The sequence below is a fragment of the Halalkalibaculum sp. DA384 genome, assembly GCF_043951955.1.
Taxonomy (GTDB): domain Bacteria; phylum Bacteroidota; class Rhodothermia; order Balneolales; family Balneolaceae; genus JAMQKA01.
On record NZ_JBINJE010000026.1, the window covers coordinates 11,890 to 31,770 of the forward strand.

The window sequence follows — 19,881 nt, forward strand, 5'->3', positions numbered from 1 at the left end:
CTAATCGTAATTACATGATTATAGCTGTTGATGCTGCGGGGGGGGATCATTACCCGGAAAGCCCGGTAAGGGGAGCCATGGAAGCGGTAGAAGAGCGAGATTCACTTCATGTTGTTCTGCTCGGCCCGGAAGATATGGTACGGAAGGAGTTGGACAAACACGGGTATGACGGAGATAAGATCTCCGTACAAAATGCCCCCGAGATTATCGGGATGGATGAGTCTCCGGCACAGGCGGTAAAAAGCAAGAGGAATTCCTCAATCGTCGCCGGTCTGGGAATGCAGAAGGCGGGCCAGTGCAACGGGTTTGTCAGTGCCGGAAATACCGGTGCCCTGCTGGCTGCATCAACATTTATCCTGGGAAAACTTGAAGGGGTTACTCGTCCCACGATTGCAGCTACGTTTCCGACCATCAAAGGCTTTCGCCTGCTGCTGGATGCAGGAGCGAACCTGGAGGTAAGGCCCGAAATGTATTTCCAGTTTGCCCAAATGGGAGCGATTTACGCGAGTGAAGTGATGAAGATCAGCGATCCCAAAATTGGGCTTATTAATATCGGGGAGGAGAAGGAGAAGGGGACCGAGGTGGTTAAAGAGGCGTATAAACTGTTGGAGCCCTTGCCTGAATTTGTCGGCAACATTGAAGGCGGCGATATCTTTAATGCCGCTGCTGACGTGTATGTGTGCGACGGTTTTGTCGGTAACGTCCTGTTGAAATTCGGGGAATCCATACCCCGCGCGGTGAACAAGATTATAGAATCTCAGCTTAAGAAAGAAGCTGAGCGAGGCAAGCCGCAGAGTCCACCCACCGAACTGCTTCAATCTTCCCTTTCCATGTTTAATCCCGAAAACGTTGGCGGAGTCCCGTTTCTGGGAGTCAATGGTGTCAGCATGGTGGGACACGGGGGCAGTTCGGCCCTGGCCGTCAAAAACATGATTTTCAACGCGGTAAAGTGCGTTGAAAATAATATCAATGAAAAGATTATCGCATCTCTCAACAGTTAATTCTAAAAGTATTTCATGGCTGAACTAAAGCGTTCGAAGATAACCTCGGTAGGACATTACTTGCCTGAAACCCGTCTCACCAATCATGATCTTGAAGAGATGGTTGAGACCAATGATGAATGGATAAGAACGCGAACCGGAATCAGGGAGCGGCGTATTCTCGACGATGACGACAAAGCCACAGCCTACATGGCTGCAGAGGCCGCAAAAGAAGCGCTGGAGGTCCGGGGAATTTCAGCCGACGAGGTGGATGCGATTATCGTGGCAACCGTCACCCCCGACTACCTTTTCCCGGCTACGGCCTGCCTGGTACAGGATTATATCGGTGCCGAAAACGCTTTCGGGTATGATCTTTCGGCGGCGTGTTCCGGCTTTCTGTTCGCATTGACAAGCGGAGCCAGCCTGATCGAATCCGGTAGGGCCGAAAAGGTGTTGGTTATCGGTGCTGACAAAATGAGTTCTATCGTCGATTACACCGACCGGTCTACCTGTATCCTGTTCGGTGATGGTGCCGGAGCTGTCCTGCTGGAACCCTCTGACGATGAGACGGGCATTATCGATTCTATCCAATACACTGAGGGGGATACCGATTGTGCCCTTTACCAGCCTGCAGGAGGGAGTTTAAATCCCGCCAGCGAGCAGACGGTGGCGCAGGGTCAGCATTTCATAAAACAGGATGGTCGAACCGTATTCAAGAAAGCCACTGAGGGAATGGCGGATGTCTCCCTGGAAATCATGGAAAAGAATGACCTTGATGCCGAGGATGTGGCCTGGCTCGTTCCGCACCAGGCCAACAAGCGGATTATCGATGCCACCGCACGGCGAATGGGTTTGAGCGAAGACAAGGTGATGATCAATATCGACAAGTATGGAAATACGACGGCGGCCACCATTCCGCTTTGCCTGTACGACTGGAAAGACGAACTTGAACACGGCGACAACCTGGTACTGGCAGCCTTCGGCGGCGGGTACACATGGGGTGCCGTATATGTAAAGTGGGGAGTATAGAATATGAGTACAGCATACCTGTTTCCCGGTCAGGGATCACAATCGGTAGGAATGGGAAAGGATCACTATGATTCGAACACCCGTTTTGCGGAGCTTGTTGACCTGGCGAATGAAATCCTGGATATCGACCTGAAATCGATCATGTTTGAAGGCCCGGAAGAAACGCTTAAGCAGACTGAATTTACGCAACCGGCTATTTTCCTTCACTCGGTGGGACTTTATAAAACGATCGATGCAGCCCCCGATATGGTTGCCGGGCACAGCCTGGGCGAATTTTCGGCGCTGGTGGCGTCCGGAGCAGTCGCTTTTGAAGATGCCTTGAATATCGTGCGCAAGCGGGGCCGGCTGATGCAGCAGGCGGGAGAGCAAAACCCCGGCACGATGGCTGCTGTCATCGGCATGGAAGATGAGGTTGTCGAAGAGATTTGCGCAGAAGCTGCCGACCAGGTCGGTAAAGAAGTGATCGCTGCCAATTACAACTGTCCGGGCCAGCTTGTAATTTCCGGCGATCTTGAAGCGGTGGAACAAGCCGTTTCGCTGGCAAAAGACCGGGGCTGTCGTCTGGCAAAGGTGTTGCCGGTAAGCGGGGCATTCCACTCATCCCTGATGCAGCCGGCTTATGACGGGCTGAAACAGGAGCTTGAGGAACTGGAGGTGCAGAAACCGGAATGCCCGATATACAGCAACTACACCGCGCAGCCGACTACCGAGCCGGAGCAGATCCGCTCCAACCTCCTGAACCAGCTGCTGAATCCGGTGCGATGGACGCAGACATTGCAGAATATGCACGATGATGGCGCCAAAACCTTTATCGAAGTGGGACCGGGAAAAGTACTGCAGGGCCTGGTTAAACGCACGCTCAGCGATGTGGAGATTGACGGTTATCAATAAGGCAGATCTGCGGTGGAATACAGCGATAAAATCAAATTTGGATTTGTTTGAAATTTGATGCTTGTTAATTGTGATTTTAAATAGCGGATTGAATTAAAAGCAATATGACTCTTACCCTAAAAGATAAAACGGTTTTGATAACAGGCGGAAGCAGGGGCATTGGTCGCTCCATCGCCTTAACACTTGCAGACTATGGCGCCGATGTCGCTATTACGTATACCAGCTCCGGAGATGCCGCTGAAGAGGTAAAAAAGGAGATCGAGGCAAAAGGGCAGCGGGCAAAAGCGATCCAGGCCGACGCTGTTGACTGTGCCAGGGCCGCAGACGTCATTGACGGCATCATTGAGGAGTGGGACAAGCTCGATATTCTTGTAAATAATGCCGGTATCACCATGGATAACCTGATCCTGCGAATGAGTGAAGAACAGTGGGACCAGGTTATCGATGTGAACCTGAAAAGTGTATTTAACTACAGCAAGGCCGCTGCAAAGCCGATGATCCGCAACAGGGGAGGGTCCATTATCAATATCAGTTCGGTGGTGGGACTCGCGGGCAATGCCGGCCAGAGCAATTATGCGGCGTCAAAAGCGGGCATCGTCGGGTTTACCAAATCATATGCCAAGGAGTTGGCGTCCCGGAACATCCGGGCCAATGTGGTAGCCCCCGGATACATCCGGACTGAAATGACCGAGGAGCTCAGTGAAAAGGTGCTGCAGAATATTGAATCAGACACCCCGCTAGGCAGGGCCGGCGAAGCCGAAGAGGTCGCCGACGCGGTGGCATTTCTGGCATCAGACCTGAGCTCGTACATCACGGGTGAAGTACTTCGCGTCGATGGCGGAATGGCGATGTAGCAGGCTGAATTCCAAATTTTGGCTCATCAGTGATTCAAACAGGTCTTTTTTTAGCGTTGATGAGCTGGAGTTTGAGATTTATCAAATAGTGTATTTTTATATTCAGAACTTGTATTATTCGATCGTTATTGATCCTAATTAGTTAAACCTTTAACCGAAGCAAAAAATAAATTGTTATGTCTCAAGACGTAGAATCAAAAGTAAAATCGATTATCATTGATAAACTCGGTGTGGATGAATCTGAAGTAGCTGCCGAGGCCAACTTCACGAACGACCTCGGAGCCGACTCTCTTGACACGGTGGAGCTTATCATGGAATTCGAAAAAGAGTTCGACATCAGCATTCCTGACGAAGATGCAGAAAATATTGCAACCGTAGGCGATGCCGTTGAGTACCTGCAAGGCAAAGTTTCCTAATTTTACACTCCACTCCTTATTCTTATGTCTGATCGCAGGGTAGTCATTACCGGGTTAGGTGCCATTACACCAGTTGGGAATACCGCTCCTGATTTTTGGAACGGTCTGATCTCTGGCAAAAGTGGTGCCCGAACCATTGAACATTTCGACACCGAGGATTTTCCCACAAAATTTGCCGCACAAATCGATGGATATAACGAGGAGGACTATTTTGATCGCAAGGAGGTTCGGCGGCTCGACCGCGTATGCCAGTACGCGCTCATCGCCACCGACGAGGCGATAGAAGATAGCAAACTCGATCTCGATGAAGTCGATAAAAACAATTTTGCGGTTATCGTGGGTACCGGCATCGGCGGGATGGTTACCTTTTACGAGCAGTCGATAGAATACCACAAGCATGGGCCGAGGGGAGTATCTCCATTTTTTATTCCCAAGCTCATACCGGATATGGTAGCCGGGCAGATATCCATAAAATATGGCCTCAAAGGGGCCAATTACTGTGCCGTTTCGGCATGCGCCACCGGCTCACACAATATTGGTCTCGCCTATGATACCATAAAAAACGGACAGGCCGACTATGCTGTTTCCGGTGGAGCGGAAGCTCCCGTCTCACAAATTGGCGTTGCGGGCTTCAATTCCATGCGCGCCATGTCCACCCGCAACGACTCTCCTGAAACGGCTTCCCGTCCCTTTGACAAAGATCGTGACGGTTTTGTGCTGGGTGAAGGGGCAGCCATACTTATCCTCGAGGAATACGAGCACGCCAAAGCCCGCGATGCGCGGATTTACGGGGAGATTGTGGGATATGGTTTCTCGGCCGATGCTTATCACATGACCGCCCCGGATCCCAATGGAGAAGGAGTGATCCTCGCACTTACCAAGGCGTTGGATTCGGCGGGTATCACACCCGGGGATGTAGATCATATCAATATGCATGGTACATCAACTCCGCTGGGGGATGTGGCGGAAACCAATTCCATTAAAAAGGTCTTCGGAGATCACGCGTATAATATAAACCACAACTCCACGAAGTCGATGACGGGTCACTCTCTTGGTGCGGCAGGAGCTATGGAATCGGTGGCCACACTCCTTGCCACCTACCACGACCTGGTGCCCCCAACCATCAACTATGAGACTCCTGATCCAGACTGTGATTTAAACTACACGGTCAACGAAGCAGAGCCCCGTAAGATCAGGTATGCGTTAAATAACGCCTTTGGCTTTGGCGGCCATAATACCACGCTCGTATTCAAGAAATTTGAAGATTAATATTGATGTTTAAAAAGCTCAGGTCATATTTCACAAAGAGCCCATCTCGTGAGATCCCTTCTGAGCATGAAGAGCGACTGGAAAATTTAAAATCGATCATCAATACCGATATTGATGATGCCCACCTTTTTGTCAGGGCCTTGAGGCACCGATCGGTGCTGGCGGATGAAAAATATGTTCCCTCCGACTCCTATGAGCGCCTTGAATTTTTAGGAGATGCCGTCCTGGACCTCATTATCACTGAAATTATTTACCAGAAGTTTCCTCAAAAAAATGAAGGTTTTTTAACCAAGCTCAGGGCCAAGCTGGTAAAGGGCGACGCGCTGGCCTCGTATGCAAAAAAGCTTAACCTCAGCGAACTGCTGGTACTTGGAGAACGGGCGCAGGGACAGGGTATAGAGTTTTCCAAAAGCATACTTGCGGATGTTTTTGAGGCGCTGGTAGGCGCCATGTATATGGATCAAGGCTATAACCCCACGTTTGATTTTGTGGGACGGGTGATTCATGAGTATGTCGACTTCCAAAAAGTGATCAACACACTGGACAATCATAAGAGCATCCTGCTGGAATATGCCCAGGCCCACAAAATGGCTATCCCGGAATATGAGGTCGTAGCCGAGGAGGGACCCGGTCACAACAAAACGTTTGAAATACGGGTCATCGTTGACAACCAGGAGTACGGGAAAGGCAAAGGGAAAAGCAAGAAAGAGGCAGAACAACTGGCGGCCAAAGAGGCACTGGAAAGGCTGGAAGCGGTTTAGGATTTAGTTATTGATTGCCGGGTTATTCAGGTGTCACATCAAGAGGCCATCACAAAAACTCCAGACTTCTGGGTCAGAGGAGTTGCATTCCCGTTTTTCGGGGTGATACACCCACCTCCAACAAATCAGAAGATTTTATAAAAGTCCTCTTAGTTGCTTGTTACTGGCAAAAAAGGCAAACCGTTACGTTTTTTGTAATCCCGAATTGAGTACTTTAAAGTAAGTCTAATAGAACTCACGTTAGTTAATTAATTGCTGAAATTTGGTATCCGAAATTCTCTATTGCTTATAATACTTATTAACCGTTGTTAGCAATATGTTACAAGAATTTATAACATGCTATACTTCATAATACTCTAAGTAATTTAAATACCCTATATAAGAAAAAGTGTATACTTTATAAATTCCTATAAAATAATTCTGATGAAAACTTTACATCTTCATATTGGTTCATTTAAGACTGGCACTACCTCAATACAAAACACATTTCATAACAATAGAAAAAACCTTAACAAATTGGGCTTTCATTATCCTGGTGGGAAATTCAATCATCATTTGTCATATTTTGCAACCAAGGCACCTACTGAGGAATGGCCGAGGAGTTTAAAAGCAAAGGATAAGGATAAGTTGAGCCATATTGTTGATCAGTATTTTTCCAAACTTGAAGATGATTTACATGCTGATTTTGAACATCAAATTATTTCTACCGAATATCTTTTTATTGATAAAGAGGAGTATATAAAAAACTACCTGGATTATCTTAAAAAGTTTTCCCTAGAAATTAAAATCTATGTATTTGTGCGGAATCCGGAAGAGTTGTATAAATCTATTCAACAGCAGATAATTAAAGGGCGTTCGTATATTACTGCTCCTCAAGAATTTTTTTATAATTTCAAAAATGTGATCGAAGTGTGGCAAAAATACTGCCCTGTTACAGTGCTTGAATTTCGTCCAGGAGTAGATTCATGTGAAACGTTATGCAATGCAATTGGTATAGATGTTAACAAGCTATCTAAGCCAAACAAATTTAGAAACATTTCCCTCTCAATACAACAAATGTTGTTATTAGAAAAGCTACAGGTGAATTTATATCAGGATAAAGAGAATCAGCTTAAAAGTTTTATTAATATAGTTAAGGAGATTAATGCTCCTGTTCCTTATCCGCCTAAACTTAAACCGGAAGTTCACAAATTTATTCAAAATAAACATCGGGCTGATCTTGAATGGCTAAAAAACAACTTTGGCATTAATTTTTTAAAAGATTATTCAAATGAGATTTCCACTTGTGCTATTTCTAACTTTAAAGACGGTAAGGCGGCCATTCGTGATGTATATCAAGTTGATAATGAGCAATCAATTGATCATTATGAAGCTCTTGTGATTGATACACTTATCAAGAAAACGGTTCAGGATCGCTCTAAGTCATCCATATTAGAAAGGATTTTAAAATTCATACTGGCTCTAAAACAACGTTTTAAATGACCAACTGAAAGCACCCTGCACTAAAAGTGCAGGGTGCTTTCAGTTGGAGGATGAGTTGTACAGTAAAAATGCAAGGAGCTTTTACCATATTTGGGAAATATTTTTCCACTTGAAAGACAATTTTTAGATTGATGTATTTTTCCTTTTAAAAGCATAGGACTTATGTCAGGGTTGTAAAAGTTATGTAATTTGTTGACAGTTTTGGTTAAACTGAGCGGGAGTCTGTCTCCCGACATCTTGGTAGGGCTGCTCGCGGTTACAGTAGTACAAATACTCTGTGAGATCGATCTTCAGTTGCTCATAGTCCTCAAAATAGATTTTACTCAGCAAATCATTTTCTAGGAACTTCTACAACTGCTCGATCTTGTAGTTTGTTTTCAGGTGATAGGTATAAATATAACGGTGGGTGATACCTATGTGGTAACAATCGTATAAAGAATGGTCTTGCTTGTGCACAGACCTCTTGTATCCAAACTCCTTTAAGGCTTTCAGCAGACGACCATCGTAGATGCTGGTGTGTTCCATACAAATAATTGTCGTAATTTGGCCGGTCCCATGAGCTCGTAGTCACTTTGCCAATCCGGCAAAAACTTCCAAGGAACTCTCGCAGCGATGCTACTGTCCGGCAGGACACAGCCTGCAGCCTACCTCCTTATCGGTGTTGTCCGCGTTCTCCCAGGAACAGACCCAGATCCAGGATTTGGCAAGACACTGGTTTTATGGGTTATGGATGGTATGCGAGTTCCTGTGATCGGGATTAAAGGTATTTAATTTGATCGAGACATTGATACAACATAAATTATTGGTTCAGCATTGAGTGTCTAGAAAAATAATATCACAGACGGAATGGAACGGATTAAACGAGAAAGACCTTGGTGGCGGGGTACGTACAACAGCGCGTGCAGATTGCAGAAGCGTGAGAAATTTATAAATTACCTCGAACAGCCTTAATGGAATCCTGGTAAAATGCTTCCTGCCTGTAAATGATTAAGGGATGTTAACCCAACATTAAAATTCTCACATTAATTTTTTCTTTTCGTTACAAATGTTATAATTAAATACTTGGTTTATAAGTGTTTATAGATAATTAGGAGTGTTAATTGGCTTTTGGATAAAAAAATGAGTGTATCCAAAAAGCCTGTTTTGACAGAATCAATTGGGGTGATGCTATGATGGAAACTAAAGATCGTCTAAAACCCAAGGAATCGGAGTTTGACAAGCAGAAACAAGAGAGCTCCGATCACCCGCTTTTTATTACCAATTCTCCCGAAATGAAGGAGATGCTGGATAAAGTCAAGAAGTTTGCCTCCTCAGAGGCTCCTGTTCTCATAACAGGTGAAAGCGGAGTGGGGAAAGAGGTAATTGCACGGCTTATACACCGGTACAGTCCCCGAGACGACGGACCGTTCGTGCCGATTAACAGTGGGGCCATTCCGGGCGAACTGTTTGAAAGCGAGCTGTTTGGTCACGAAAAGGGGGCCTTCACGGGCGCGACCTCTGTAAAAGAGGGCTGTTTTGAGCAGGCGAACAACGGCACCTTGTTTCTGGATGAGATTGGCGATATGCCGAGCTCCCTGCAGGTAAAAGTACTGAGGGCGGTTGAATTAAATTCATTCAGGCGTGTGGGAGGAAAACAAGAGATATCGGTGGATGTACGAATCGTTTCTGCCACCAATAAAATTTTGCTTGAAAAAGTGGAAGACAAAAGCTTCCGTGAGGATCTGTATCACAGGATCAATGTACTGGAGCTTTATATTCCCCCTTTGCGTCGCAGGGTTGATGATGTGCCCGTGTTGCTGGATCATTTTTTAGATCATTTTACGGTAAAATACAGTTGCCCAGATATGTATTTTACCGATGAATGTATCGGGATATTAAAAGAATACCTGTGGCCGGGTAATGTACGCGAGCTGAAAAATATTGTTGAGCGCTGCGTGATACTGAGTCCACAAGAAAAAATTGAACCCTCTATTTTGCCCGATCGATTCTTTGAGAATACCAGCAGCTCGAGGAAGGATGACAAAGATTCCTTCCTGCAGGTTCCGATGGGAACGACGATGCAAGAGGTGGAACGGGCGGTGATTCTTCAGACGCTGGCCACGGTCGACAATAACAAGACCGAGGCGGCCCGCATACTTGGACTTACCCGAAAAACCCTCAGCAGTAAAATTGATAAGTAATACCCCATAACAAACCCACCGCGGATTTCCTGACCGACGATACGAGATCACAACATGAGTATTACCGCCCCATTTGGTTAAGATTTCGCCATTTTTGTTATACTTGCCTGAATATACTTTTGGAGAGGTCTTTGCAGAACCTGATGCCTGGTTGAGAGAGGGTTGTACCACCGACCTTATAAGCACATAAAGCGAGAGGAGAACGGCCTCCGAACGGTGATTCGAATGTTTTGCAAAGTCACCTGGAGTAATTTAAGAGTAATGGGATAGGCAGAACTTTGACGAAACTGTTGCTAATCAACCCTGATCTCCCCGCACATTTTGGCCGCGCAGAGGTACTGCTGTATCTTGAGCAGGTGATGTTCCCTTTAACGCAGCTGAAGGGCAAATCTCCCAGCGCTTTATACCCTGCCCAATAAAAAATCGGTAAAATAGGATGTAAGATACTGCCTGCCATCAGGGTACTGATCTTTACATAAATTATCGTGAGGTAATACGGGTTAGACAGCAATTCTTCCGGTTACTTTTTATTCGCACAAAAGGAAATCTACGAAAAGCAAAGGGCAAAACTGAATTTGTGTGGATGCCGAACGTATTCAGCAGTGAATTCCTGACAAAAGATTATTCGCCCACATGCTCCCGCGAATCAAAATAGTACATGATTTTCCTGCCGCGGGCTACTGGAACCGGCGGCAGGATACAATTATGGATAAGGTGGGGAGATCGGGATTAACGCTTTGAAACGGACGCAGGTACACGAACAAAATACTGCTGAATCAGCTCGTCGTAGGTATGTACCGCTTCATCCAGCCGGTTCAACTTCTCCAGGAGCTGTGCTTTCTGGTAAATGGAAGCAGTGATCTCCTCTTTCCCAACGCTGATATCCGTTTTGGCATATTTCAAGATCTCGTCAAATGCGTTGACGGCTTCCTCAAAGCGTCCAAGCTCGGTAAGCAGGTTGGCCCGCTTGATCAAGGCGTTTTTTAGCAAGTCCGATTCCTCCTCAATGTTGCCTGTCCCGTTCTTTTGGGACGACAATAATTGAATATCTTCCATAGTTTCATTTTCCAAATGGTCGGCACTGGCTGGTTGATCTGTCGAATTTTTTGAGCTTTGGTCTATGGTTGTATTCCCGTCATCGACTCTTTCTTCTGCATTTTGAGCTGGTACTTCATCTCCGTTTGTGTTGAAGGGCTCCTCAAGGCTCAGGTCTCCCCAGTCGAATTCAATTCCATTCTCAGAGACGCCTGCGTTTCCCCCGGGCTCTTCTTTTGTATAATATGTATTGGGTTTGGTGCCCTTGGAATTGGGTTTTGTGCCGGCAGCCCCGTTATGCGTACGGTCTTTTCCATTCACGGAATAAGAGGAGTGCCCGTTCCTTGTGGAGGCTTCGGTATCCGTACGGTAATGGTGATCTGAATTTCCATTTAGCAGTTCCAGCAGAAATTCCTCATGTGCATTTGCAGGTTTTTTGAACCACTCTGAAACCCCGTTGTCTTCCGTCTCTCCCGGAATTATCCCGTTTGCCTCGACTACGGCCAGTTCCTCCTCCAGGACCGTTTCTTCCTCTTGTTGATCCTCGTCAATATCTGAAATATGGTGTTCAACAGCTGTATCCACACTGTTGCTGGTATCCTCTTCCTCCGGACTATCGTCCATGTCCCCCGAGTGTTCGACCGACTCGTGTCGGTCCAGATCTACGGTTATCGAACTGTTCCAGTCGGCATATTTTGTCAAGGCGATAAACGTATCGGCTACCAGCTGCACGAAGGTGTTTGACTTTTCATCGCCCATCACCTGCCTGAACAGGTTGTGTATTTTTGTTTTCGGCAGCTTGTGGATCTCCTTGTCCTGCTCATACAAACGGGCATAGGCCTTTTTTACCAGTTCAGCTATCAAGGCCCGCGAACGATCTTCTGACTCAACAAACTGGGAGTAAAATTCCAGGAACGGTTCGTCGTTTTCATCAACCAGTCCCAGCTTTTTGAACAGCATGACGTAGTGGATGGAGTTGGGCCGTTTCAGATCGATCTGTTCCAGGAAATCCTGGTTAAAATATTCAGGAATGTCTTGCTTGCGTATTTTTTCAAGCGCCTCGTCAAGTTGAGTTGATTTGGTTACGAATGTTTCGAAGATGTTCATAATGTGCCTCGTTTGTCTCTGTTGTTAAGCCGAATTTTGATGTATGTTTTTGTATTACGCTCGATAGCGGTTGTAACCCCCGCAAAGCCTTGTTCCTCATTGATGGTTTCTGTGATATTTAAGAATGTGTTCCCACTCGCATCACGCATTGCTCTCTCGTCGGTAAAGATGCGAGGGCAAGCTGCCTGCTGAATCCCAATTAAAACATCAGGAAGGGGAGGGAACGACCTCCCGAAGAAGCGACAGATAGCCAACGCCAACGCGTACCTGCAGCTGAAGCATATCACCAGATACGTTCGTTTGAATTACGACAAAAATATTTTCCGATTCCTAAATGGAATGCGGAACTCATATTCATTCTTTTGTAGTTCCTGTTCCGACAGATCGGAAATTTCTACAATCTCTTTTAGCAGCATTTTTTCCGCCCGTAAAAAGCTCTGGTTGTATTCCATCGCATTATTTATGTGGGTGTATGGCGATTTCCAGTTGATGGAAAAGGGCAGTTGATCGCTGGTAATAACCTCTCCGGCCGGAACTACGGTGGCCGCGTGTTCAATGGTGTTTTTAAGCTGCCTGACGTTGCCAGGCCAATGGTATGAAATACATTTATAGGCCGCACGGGGTGATATAGCGTGAACCGGCGTACCGTTTTTGGAGGCGAAGTCGAGCAAGAACTGATCAATCAACAGCGTTATATCTTCGCATCGCTCCCGCAGGGGAGGAAGTTCAATTATAACGGGATTGAGTTGTTCCAGCAGATCGTCCCAAAATGGCTGCTCTGAAAACTCAGCATATGCGGATTGCTCCACAGAAATAATAATTCTGAACTCGCTCACTTTCTCGGTTTGCATGGCCATTTGCTGGGCATTATGCACGAGCCTGACCAGTATTTTTTGATTTAGGTGGCTCAGCTCGGAGAAAGAATTAAAGAATAGCGTCCCTCCTGATAGGAAGTCCATACCAAAGTCCTCGCTGCTTTGGTAGGTATCTCCCTCAAGCGTGCTCTCCAGCTCTTTCATTTTCTCTTGGATAGTCTCTTCAAGGGTATTACAGAATAAATTGCCAAACGGCCCTTCTGAGAAAGAACTCAGCGAATGAATCATTTTGGCCGTACGGTTTTTCCCTGTTCCCTGTTCTCCCACGATGATAATATTGTTATCCCTCTGGGCCAGATCCACAATATGTTTATATAGATCCCGCATAATCTCACTGTAGAAATTTACAGTCTCTATTTCTGCTCCATTTGTTGGAGGCGTAAGGTTAAGTGGTTTGTCTGATAGTGTTTTCATTAAAAAATTCTCTCAGTTTTATTATTACCGACAGACCCGTGTAAGGGAACCCGTGATTGTCATTTTTTTGTGTGATGGATAATTAGTTGATGAATATTTAAATCTGAATTGTTTTTCCCGACAATCCATGATTAGTAAATCAATAAGCGTGCCAACTGGACGGAAAAAATTTAAAACCCTGTCAGGACTCTTTGAAACGGGGTATTACGCCGATATCATATACCCGGCACGTGGTGGCGAAATAGGGGAGATATAAAAAACGGGTAATTTTTACGCATACGGTTGTGTAAAAATTACCCAGCCGTACAAATTATTCTGCAACCTTTTTTCTTTACCAAAATTACGGCTCGAGAAAAATGACCCTGTAACAGGCATTTACAAGGCGTGAGTTCACTTTTGACTCACCTCGTCCCTGGAGATTTCTCTCAGTGAATGGATTGGCACAACTCTTGTAACACTAGAAGGGGAAGCGTAGTGTGGCTATTCTTTTCGGATAACCCGTTTCGCTGTTCTCCTTACAATATATTATGGTACCATGGAGAAAAGAAGTTAATCAGACAGGCTACATCAAATGCGAGATATTCATGAGCAATAGCAAGATCTATATAGCCGGCCATACCGGGATGGTGGGATCGGCCGTCCTGCGCCAGCTTAAAGCGCAGGGATATCGGAATATTATAACAAGGAGCAGTTCGGAACTCGACCTGAGGAACCAGGCGGAGGTGCGTAGCTTCATGGACCAGGAGCAGCCGGATGTTATTGTACTTGCCGCGGCCAGGGTCGGGGGGATACTGGCCAATGACCGGTACCCGTTTCAGTTTATATATGATAACCTGGCTATCCAAAATAATGTTATTCATGCGGCTCATTCCCTCCAGGTGCCCAAGCTGGTGTTTTTGGGAAGCTCTTGCATCTATCCCAAACATGCCGATCAGCCCCTTCGGGAAGAGAGCCTGCTGACGGGTCCGCTGGAACCGACCAACCAGTGGTATGCCGTGGCCAAGATTGCAGGTATCAAGCTGTGTGAAGCGCTCCGAAAACAATATGGCAGGGATTATGTGGCGTTGATGCCCACTAATCTATATGGACCGCGCGATAATTTTGACCTGGAGACCTCTCACGTTGTACCGGCGATGATCCGAAAATTTCACGAGGCTAAGGAAAATGGCCATCAGCCGGTGGAATTATGGGGAACCGGTTCGCCCCGCCGCGAATTTTTGTACGTGGAAGATCTTGCGCGGGCGATCCTGTTTGCAGTGGAAGAAGATCTCGACGCCCCGATGTACAATGTAGGAACCGGCAAGGATCTGCCGATCAGAGATTTGGCCGAAATGGTACAGGATATTGTCGGCCACCGGGGGGCAATCAACTGGGATACTTCAAAGCCCGACGGCACCCCCCGAAAGCTGTTGGATGTCTCGCGCATCCATGCGGCCGGCTGGCATCACAGGAAAGAACTGGCGGCGGGACTTGCCGACACCTACCGCTGGTTCGTTGACCATGAGGACCAGCTTAAAGAGCTAAAACTTGAAACCTGACGCGGGATCTGGAATTAATTAGTAGTAGATATAAAAAAATACAAAGTGAGATCATTATGGGAGCACAATCAAAAAAAGTGGCATTAATTACCGGTATAACCGGGCAGGACGGGGCCTATCTGGCAGAATTTTTGTTGAACAAAGGGTATGAAGTGCACGGAATAAAACGGCGCTCCAGCTCTTTTAACACGGGACGAATAGATCATCTCTACCACGATCCCCATACCAAGGGTTTGCCGTTTTACCTGCATTACGGGGATCTGACCGATTCGACAAATTTAATCCGCATCATCCAGGATGTGCAACCAGACGAGATTTACAACCTCGGAGCCCAGAGCCACGTGCAGGTATCGTTTGATGCCCCCGAGTATACCGCCAACACCGATGCGCTGGGCGTGCTGCGCCTGCTGGAAGCGATACGGATCCTCGGAATGACAGGCAAGACAAAATTTTATCAGGCTTCCACAAGCGAATTGTACGGCAAGGTACAAGAGGTTCCGCAAAACGAGTCGACCCCGTTTTATCCCCGCTCTCCCTATGCCGTAGCCAAACTGTATGCCTGCTGGATCACCATAAACTACCGGGAGGCGTACGACATGTTTGCCGTGAACGGCATCCTGTTTAATCACGAATCGCCGGAACGGGGAGAAACCTTTGTCACCCGCAAAATAACGCGGGCCGCAGTCCGCATTGCAGCCGGACACCAGGAAAAGATGTACCTGGGCAACCTGGAAGCCAAGAGAGACTGGGGACATGCAAAAGATTATGTGGAGGGGATGTACCTGATGCTGCAGCAGGACGACCCGCAGGATTATGTGCTGGCCACCGGGGAGACCCACACCGTAAGGGAGTTTTGTGAGCGGGCATTCCGCCATGCCGGAATTCCGATCCGGTGGGTTGGTGAAGGGGTCGAGGAAAAGGGGATCAATGCCGATACCGGCGATACGATTATTGAGATTGATCCACGCTATTTTCGTCCCACGGAAGTGGACCTGCTGATCGGCGATGCCAGTAAAGCACGCAATGAACTGGGATGGGTTCCCAAATACAGCTTCGACGAACTTATTGAGGAGATGGTCAAAGAAGACCAGGAAAAAATTAACTTAATCAACAATAACAATGAAGACTATTCAAAAATTGCAAAATACATACAATGACGTTGAGGTTACCCAACGCGATGATATTATTACGCTTAAAGATGATGTGCTGAGACGCATTGAGCTCAAAACCGCAAAGGTAGGGATCATCGGGCTGGGATATGTGGGGCTGCCACTGCTGTGGACTTTTCACGAAGTGGGCTTCCCCGTGACCGGTTTTGACGTGGATTCAGGCAAAATCGATCATATAAGGGAAGGCACCCCGTATATCAAGCATCTCGGGTACGAAATGATGGGAAAACTGGCAAACTCCGATACCTGTTCTGCCACGCTCGATTTTGCGAAGCTCGCAGACATGGATGCGATATTGATGTGCGTTCCCACCCCGTTGAACGCCTACCGGGAGCCGGACATGCAATATGTGGAAGCTACCACCCGAAGTATTGCAAAACATCTGCGTAGGGGACAGCTTGTTATCCTGGAGTCTACCTCGTATCCCGGAACGACCGACGAGCTTATTATACCGATCCTGGAGAAAAGTTCCGGGCTGAAATCGGGAGAGGATTTCTTCGTCGCCTACAGCCCGGAGCGGGAAGACCCGGGCAATCCCGACTTTAATACGGCTAAAATTCCGAAAGTGGTTGGCGCAGATGGAGCAGAGGCCCTGGAGATCGCCACCACGTTATATGATGCGATTGTTGTGGAAACAGTACCGGTATCCGACAATAAAACGGCCGAGGCGGTCAAACTTACGGAAAATATTTTCCGATCTGTCAACATTGCGCTGGTCAACGAGCTGAAGGTCGTCTTCCAGGAGATGGACATCGATGTTCACGAGGTGCTGGATGCGGCGGCCACCAAGCCGTTTGGCTTCATGAAATTCACCCCGGGACCCGGCCTGGGAGGACACTGCATCCCGATCGATCCCTTTTACCTGACATGGAAGGCGCGCGAATATGAACAGCACACGCGCTTTATTGAGCTTGCCGGGGAGATCAACACCAGTATGCCCCGGTACGTGATTGAGCGGACGATTAAAGCGCTCAATGCCCATCAGCTGCCGGTGAACGGAAGTGATATCCTGGTTATCGGGCTGGCCTACAAGCCCGATGTGGATGACCTGAGGGAATCCCCGACCTTCAAGCTGATGGACCTGCTTAAGGAATATGGGGCAAATGTTTCCTATTATGATCACTATATCCCGGAAATATGGCCGACCAGGGAGCACGACGAATGGACCGGAATGAAGTCGGTCGGCTGGAATAAGGAGACCATTTCCGGTTTTGACGCGGTCATTATTTCAACAAACCACTCAGACATCAATTACCGGGAGCTGGTGGAGTGGAACGATATCATTGTGGATACCCGAAATGCCCTGAAAGAGATTCAGCCGAAAGCCGAAGATCAAATATGGAAGGCATAATGCGGGGTTTTAACCCATTACCGTACATTGCGACCTGGACAATGTACTGGGCAGGATAGACCGGAGCAAAAAGCGCCGGCAGGATGGATCTGCTATAGTAACATCGAGAGAGAAGACCGAACAGTACCAGAGTTTGCGTGATCTGCAGCAAATTATAAATGCGATGTTATCAACAAGTATGGGAATCAGGAGTAGCGTTAACATCAGTAAATAACTGCTGTTCGCAACAATTTTAAGAGAGCTATGCAAAATCTTTAACTATTAACTACAGCATAAAAACAATATTAGAATGAGACAAATCCTGAAAAAACTATTTTACATGCTGCCCCCGGGCGACAAGCTCAAGATCACGATACTCTTTATCATGATGCTCGTGGCGGCCCTTCTGGAAATTGCCGGCATCGGCATGATACCGGCTTTTGTGGCTATTGTAGCCGTGCCGGATCGCGTGCTGGAGTATGAGCTGCTGGGTCCACTTTTAATGTACCTGGGCATAGAGAATGCGCAGGACCTGCTTTTATTCGGTTCTGTAGCACTTGTGCTTATGTTCATTATTAAAAGCGCGTATATCGTTTTTTATGGGTATGTGGAATCCCGGTTTTTATTTAATCGCAAATACCTGGTCAGCCGCCGGATGATGGATACCTATATGCAGGCGCCCTACACCTTTCACTTAAACAGGAACTCATCCGAGCTGGTCCGGAATGTGAATGGGGAGGTCAATATTGTCGTAAACAATATTATTCAGGGCTTTTTGAAAATCGGGAGAGACGGGGTCATGGCCCTCACGATCCTTGGTTTCCTGTTCTACTACGAGCCTCTCATAACGATTGTGGTGCTGCTGTTGTCGGGACTCGGCGCCGGGTCTTTTATCTTTTTTACACAGAACAAGATGAAACAGTACGGCGAGGAGGAACTCGAACACCGGGGTAAAATGATCAAGGCAATTTATGAAGGGATCAGCGGCCTTAAAGATGCCCGTATCCTGAACAGGGAGGCCGAATTTATGAACCAGTTCAGTAAAGAGGCGCGTGCAAGTGCCACGCTGAACACCTATACCCGGTTTATCAAACAGATACCGAGACCCGTAGTGGAAACCACGGCCGTAATCGGGATGATGTTGATCTCCGTTCTTATGGTGGTGCAGGGGCGGCCCATGAGCGCAATTATTCCGACGTTGACGCTTTTTGCGATGGCCACTGTACGACTCATGCCGGCTATTCAATCCATCAGCTCCATGTACACGGGGCTTCAGTACAACCTTGCTTCCCTGGATCCCGTCTACGATGACCTGAAAATGCTGGAGAAAGAGACGCAGAAGTTCCTGGAAGACCGCGAAAAAGCAACGAAAATAGATTTCAGGGATCATATTGAAGTCAAAAATGTGCACTACAGCTATCCGGGGAGTGACGAGCAGGCCCTGAACGGCATTTCGGTGACTATTCCGAAAGGAAAGGCGATCGCCTTTGTCGGGGAGTCGGGTGCCGGCAAAACAACAATCGTGGATCTGCTGCTGGGACTAATGGAACCAACAAAAGGGACGATTACCGTTGACGGCACCGATATCCACAAGAATCTTTCGGGATGGCAGCAGAATATTGGATATATCCCCCAATCCATATACCTGGCAGACGATACGCTGCGCCGTAATATCGCTTTTGGATTGCCGGAACATGAAATTGACGATGAAAAGATCGCCCGGGCGATAAAGTCGGCTCAGCTCGGCCGGTTGCTCAAAAATTTACCCGACGGGCTGGACACCATTATCGGGGAGCACGGGGCCCGTCTCTCCGGGGGGCAGCGGCAGCGTGTGGGCATCGCACGGGCGCTTTATCACAATCCGGAAGTACTGGTGATGGACGAGGCGACCTCGGCGCTGGATAACATCACCGAGCAGCAGGTCACCAAGGCGATTGAATCCCTGATCGGGGAACGAACGATCATCATGATTGCCCACCGGTTGACAACCGTAATGAACTGCGACCGGCTATACCTCATGGAGGAGGGGGAAATCGTGCAGGAGGGAACCTATAATGAATTGGTGGAAAAGAGTACGCTCTTTCGAGAAATGGCCCTGGAGGCGTAACAGTTCAATCACGGCCCCGGGGGTATTGTCATTTAGGGAGGAGGATATTCTCCTGTCGAAGGAGACCTGTATAGACGTAATTCACCTGAACAATTGGTTAGCAGGTGTTGAAATTGACGGCAACAACACGAGATAAAAGAAAAAAACTGGAGATACAGACATGAGAGTGAATTTTATGATTATTGGTGCCCAAAAATGCGGCACCACCACACTTGCCAGAATACTGAAAAGTCACCCGGATGTTCAAGGTAAAACCTGAGTTTAAAGATGAGCACAAAGAGCTGATTACCCATTTGTTAAGGCTGGATATTATAGAACTTGAGAAGCTCATGGATACTGATCTGAGCGACTGGCTTGCAGAAGATGCGGATCCTCTGCCTGCAACGCACGAGCCACAACTGCAATAACTGCAGCAGTTTACCGGAGGGCTTTTCTGCTACAAGT

16 protein-coding genes are annotated in these 19,881 nt (G+C 47.3%); 14 read left to right on the forward strand and 2 right to left on the reverse strand.

Going from position 1 to position 19,881, the window contains the following annotated elements; translation table 11 throughout:
* Nucleotides 1-14 precede the first annotated feature (14 nt).
* The 9 genes from plsX (at nucleotide 15) to ACG2E4_RS13830 (ending at nucleotide 9,862) form a co-directional block, all read left to right on the forward strand.
* Nucleotides 15-1,001, forward strand: coding sequence for a phosphate acyltransferase PlsX (gene plsX / locus ACG2E4_RS13790; protein WP_395261773.1), 987 nt, complete (start codon nucleotides 15-17; stop codon nucleotides 999-1,001).
* A 15-nt stretch (nucleotides 1,002-1,016) separates the two neighbouring features.
* Nucleotides 1,017-2,009: a beta-ketoacyl-ACP synthase III gene (locus ACG2E4_RS13795; RefSeq protein WP_395261774.1), complete on the forward strand. Its 993-nt coding sequence runs from the start codon at nucleotides 1,017-1,019 to the stop codon at nucleotides 2,007-2,009.
* Nucleotides 2,010-2,012: 3 nt separating this feature from the next.
* Entirely contained in the window at nucleotides 2,013-2,900 is an 888-nt protein-coding gene (gene fabD, locus ACG2E4_RS13800; protein ID WP_395276909.1) for an ACP S-malonyltransferase, read from the forward strand.
* 104 nt (nucleotides 2,901-3,004) lie between these two features.
* Complete coding sequence (gene fabG / locus ACG2E4_RS13805) at nucleotides 3,005-3,754, forward strand: 3-oxoacyl-[acyl-carrier-protein] reductase (RefSeq protein WP_395261776.1); 750 nt, start codon at nucleotides 3,005-3,007, stop codon at nucleotides 3,752-3,754.
* 176 nt (nucleotides 3,755-3,930) lie between these two features.
* Nucleotides 3,931-4,170, forward strand: a complete 240-nt coding sequence (locus ACG2E4_RS13810; RefSeq protein WP_395261777.1) for an acyl carrier protein — start codon at nucleotides 3,931-3,933, stop codon at nucleotides 4,168-4,170.
* Nucleotides 4,171-4,194: 24 nt separating this feature from the next.
* Complete coding sequence (fabF, locus tag ACG2E4_RS13815) at nucleotides 4,195-5,439, forward strand: beta-ketoacyl-ACP synthase II (RefSeq protein WP_395261778.1); 1,245 nt, start codon at nucleotides 4,195-4,197, stop codon at nucleotides 5,437-5,439.
* 5 nt (nucleotides 5,440-5,444) lie between these two features.
* A complete protein-coding gene (rnc, locus tag ACG2E4_RS13820) occupies nucleotides 5,445-6,200 on the forward strand; it encodes a ribonuclease III (protein WP_395261779.1) in 756 nt (251 codons plus the stop codon).
* 423 nt (nucleotides 6,201-6,623) lie between these two features.
* On the forward strand, nucleotides 6,624-7,682 hold the full coding sequence (locus ACG2E4_RS13825; RefSeq protein WP_395276910.1) for a hypothetical protein: 1,059 nt from the start codon (nucleotides 6,624-6,626) through the stop codon (nucleotides 7,680-7,682).
* A gap of 1,169 nt (nucleotides 7,683-8,851) precedes the next feature.
* Nucleotides 8,852-9,862, forward strand: coding sequence for a sigma-54 interaction domain-containing protein (locus ACG2E4_RS13830; RefSeq protein WP_395261781.1), 1,011 nt, complete (start codon nucleotides 8,852-8,854; stop codon nucleotides 9,860-9,862).
* Nucleotides 9,863-10,591: 729 nt separating this feature from the next.
* On the opposite strand, the gene ACG2E4_RS13835 is transcribed toward ACG2E4_RS13830, so the two are convergent.
* Nucleotides 10,592-12,004, reverse strand: a complete 1,413-nt coding sequence (locus tag ACG2E4_RS13835) for a DUF5343 domain-containing protein (RefSeq protein ID WP_395261782.1) — start codon at nucleotides 12,002-12,004, stop codon at nucleotides 10,592-10,594.
* 305 nt (nucleotides 12,005-12,309) lie between these two features.
* On the reverse strand, nucleotides 12,310-13,293 hold the full coding sequence (locus ACG2E4_RS13840) for a sigma-54-dependent transcriptional regulator (RefSeq protein WP_395261783.1): 984 nt from the start codon (nucleotides 13,291-13,293) through the stop codon (nucleotides 12,310-12,312).
* A gap of 584 nt (nucleotides 13,294-13,877) precedes the next feature.
* Between ACG2E4_RS13840 and ACG2E4_RS13845 the strand changes: the two genes are divergently transcribed.
* The 5 genes from ACG2E4_RS13845 to ACG2E4_RS13865 all read left to right on the forward strand — a co-directional run bounded on the left by ACG2E4_RS13845 (nucleotide 13,878) and on the right by ACG2E4_RS13865 (nucleotide 19,844).
* Nucleotides 13,878-14,831 carry a GDP-L-fucose synthase family protein gene (locus tag ACG2E4_RS13845; RefSeq protein ID WP_395276911.1) on the forward strand — a complete coding sequence of 318 codons (954 nt, stop codon included), beginning with the start codon at nucleotides 13,878-13,880 and terminating at the stop codon, nucleotides 14,829-14,831.
* A gap of 56 nt (nucleotides 14,832-14,887) precedes the next feature.
* Nucleotides 14,888-15,988 (forward strand): GDP-mannose 4,6-dehydratase, encoded by a 1,101-nt coding sequence (gene gmd / locus ACG2E4_RS13850; RefSeq protein WP_395276912.1) that lies wholly within the window; start codon nucleotides 14,888-14,890, stop codon nucleotides 15,986-15,988.
* Nucleotides 15,951-17,351: a nucleotide sugar dehydrogenase gene (locus ACG2E4_RS13855; protein ID WP_395276913.1), complete on the forward strand. Its 1,401-nt coding sequence runs from the start codon at nucleotides 15,951-15,953 to the stop codon at nucleotides 17,349-17,351. Before gmd ends, ACG2E4_RS13855 begins: the two co-directional genes overlap by 38 nt.
* A 289-nt stretch (nucleotides 17,352-17,640) precedes the next feature.
* Nucleotides 17,641-19,437 (forward strand): ABC transporter ATP-binding protein, encoded by a 1,797-nt coding sequence (locus tag ACG2E4_RS13860; protein ID WP_395261787.1) that lies wholly within the window; start codon nucleotides 17,641-17,643, stop codon nucleotides 19,435-19,437.
* Nucleotides 19,438-19,676: 239 nt separating this feature from the next.
* A complete protein-coding gene (locus ACG2E4_RS13865; RefSeq protein WP_395261788.1) occupies nucleotides 19,677-19,844 on the forward strand; it encodes a hypothetical protein in 168 nt (55 codons plus the stop codon).
* Nucleotides 19,845-19,881: the final 37 nt, after the last annotated feature.